The 2536-nt window shown below is 66.2% G+C and carries 3 protein-coding genes; all 3 read right to left on the reverse strand.

Annotated elements, in window-relative coordinates:
* Window positions 1-674 (reverse strand): MFS transporter (locus JYJ84_RS33930; RefSeq protein WP_205190081.1); only part of this gene is annotated, 674 nt, incomplete at its 3' end.
* A 161-nt stretch (window positions 675-835) separates the two neighbouring features.
* Window positions 836-1597, reverse strand: a complete 762-nt coding sequence (locus tag JYJ84_RS33935) for an ABC transporter permease (protein WP_122947883.1) — start codon at window positions 1595-1597, stop codon at window positions 836-838.
* A gap of 3 nt (window positions 1598-1600) precedes the next feature.
* A partial coding sequence (locus JYJ84_RS33940) for an ABC transporter ATP-binding protein (RefSeq protein ID WP_205171355.1) occupies window positions 1601-2536 on the reverse strand: 936 nt, incomplete at its 5' end.

Genomic DNA, 2536 nt, shown 5'->3' on the forward strand with positions numbered 1-2536 from the left:
TTCGCCTCGATCGTGTGCATCACCGTGTCGGCTTCCGTGTGCCGGCCCGCATGCTCGAGCCAGCGCGGCGATTCCGGCACGATGCGGCGCACGACGAGCACGAACACGGCGGGAATCGCGAGCAGCGCGAACACCGTGCGCCAGCCGAACTGCGGCAGCACGAAGTACGCGACGATACCGGCCGTGATGAAGCCGAGCGGCCAGAAACCGTCCATCAGCGCGATCAGGCGGCCACGCTTCTCGGTCGGCACGAATTCGGACAGCAAGGTCTGCGCGACCGGGAACTCCATCCCCATCCCGATCCCGAGCAGCACGCGGTAGACGATCAGCGCGTCGACGCTCTGCGCGGTCGAGCACAGGTAGGAGGCCGCGCCCCACAGCACCATGCTCCACTGGAACACGGGCCGGCGGCCGAAGCGGTCGGCGAGCAGGCCGGCGACGGCCGCGCCGAGCACCATCCCGAAGAAGCTCGCGCTCGCGACGAGGCCGGCGGCCGCGGTCGACAGCCCGAACTCCTTGCGGATCGAGCCGAGCACGAACGTCATCGTGCCGAGGTCGACCGAGTCGAAGAAGAACGCGATCGCGATGATGAAGAAGATCCGCTTGTGATAGCCGGAGAACGGCAGGCGTTCGAGCCGGGCGGCGGCGGAGGCGGGAGCGGTGGCGGCGGGCATGGCGTCCTCTGAAATGAAAAGGGGCCTCGCAGCGCATGCTCCAAGGCCCCGATGCTTCGGTATTCAGTAGACGCGACCACAAACTGCCGCATCAGAGGAAAAGCGCCGCCTGCTTGCCCAAATGCGTCATCGGCGGCGGCGCGGGGTGAGGCCGTGGTGCGTCAATTCTTCAGCTTGTAGCCGGTGCGGAACATCCACGCGACGATCGCCAGCAGGATCACGAGGAACAGCGACGTTGCGCCGAGGCTGACGCCCACGTGCACGTCGGCGATCCCGTAGAACGACCAGCGGAAGCCGCTGACCAGGTAGACGATCGGGTTGAACAGCGTGACGATGCGCCACGCGGGCGGCAGCATGTCGACCGAATAGAAGCTGCCGCCGAGGAACGTGAGCGGCGTGATGATCAGCAGCGGCACGAGCTGCAGCTTCTCGAAGCTGTCGGCCCAGATGCCGATCACGAAGCCGAACAGGCTGAACGTGACCGCCGTCAGCACGAGGAACAGCACCATCCAGAACGGATGCAGGATGTGCAGCGGCACGAACAGGCCGGCCGTCGCGAGGATGATCACGCCGAGCAGGATCGACTTCGACGCGGCCGCGCCCACGTACGCGATCACGATCTCCCAGTACGACACGGGCGCGGAGAGGATCTCGTAGATCGTGCCCGTGAAGCGCGGGAAGTAGATGCCGAACGACGCGTTCGAGATGCTCTGCGACAGCAGCGACAGCATCACGAGCCCCGGCACGATGAACGAGCCGTAGCCGATGCCGTTCACGTCGCTGATGCGCGAGCCGATCGCGGAGCCGAACACCACGAAATACAGCGACGTCGAGATCACCGGCGCGATGATGCTCTGCATCAGCGTGCGGCGCGTGCGGGCCATTTCTGCGCGGTAGATCGCGCGGATTCCATGCAGGTTCATGCGTCAGGCTCCTTGCTGCACGCCGTTGCGGCGGTTGTCGATCAGGCTGACGAAGATGTCTTCGAGCGAGCTCTGCGTCGTGTGCAGGTCGCGGAAGCCGATGCCGGCCGAGCCGAGCGCGTTGATCAGTTTCGCGATGCTCGCGTCGTCGCGCTGCGAGTCGTACGTGTAGACGAGCGCGGCGCCATCGTCCGCGCGTTCGAGCCCGAACGGCGCAAGCGCGGGCGGCACGTCCGCGAGCGGGTGTTCGAGCTGCACGGTGAGCTGCTTCTTGCCGAGCTTGCGCATCAGCTCGTGCTTTTCCTCGACGAGCACGAGCTCGCCGCCGAGGATGATGCCGATCCGGTCGGCCATTTCCTCGGCTTCCTCGATGTAATGCGTGGTCAGCAGGATCGTCACGCCGCTCTCGCGCAGCGAATCGACGAGCTTCCACATGTCGCGGCGCAGCTCGACGTCGACGCCGGCCGTCGGTTCGTCGAGGAACAGGATGCGCGGCTCGTGCGACAGCGCCTTCGCGATCATCACGCGGCGCTTCATGCCGCCCGACAGCGTCATCAGCTTGTTGTCGCGCTTGTCCCACAGCGACAGCGCCTTCAGCGTCTTCTCGATATGTGCGGGGTTGGGCGCCTTGCCGAACAGGCCGCGGCTGAACGACACGGTCGCCCAGACGGTCTCGAACGCGTCGGTCGTCAGTTCCTGCGGCACGAGGCCGATCATTTCGCGGGCCGCACGGTATTGATCGCGGATGTCGTGGCCGCCGACCGTCACGCGGCCTTCGGTCGGCGTGACGATGCCGCAGATCGAGCCGATCAGCGTCGTCTTGCCGGCGCCGTTCGGCCCGAGCAGCGCGAAGATCTCGCCGGGGCGGATGTCGAGGGTCACGTGCTTCAGCGCCTGGAAGCCGGACGCGTAAGTCTTGGAGAGGTCGGAGACGGAAAG

Source organism: Burkholderia sp. LMG 13014 (assembly GCF_905232215.1).
Taxonomy (GTDB): Bacteria; Pseudomonadota; Gammaproteobacteria; order Burkholderiales; family Burkholderiaceae; genus Burkholderia.

Coding starts and splice junctions, on each gene's coding strand:
- JYJ84_RS33935 (WP_122947883.1), bottom strand. CDS start 1,597: ATGAACCTGCATGGAATCCGCGCGATCTACCGCGCAGAAATGGCCCGC.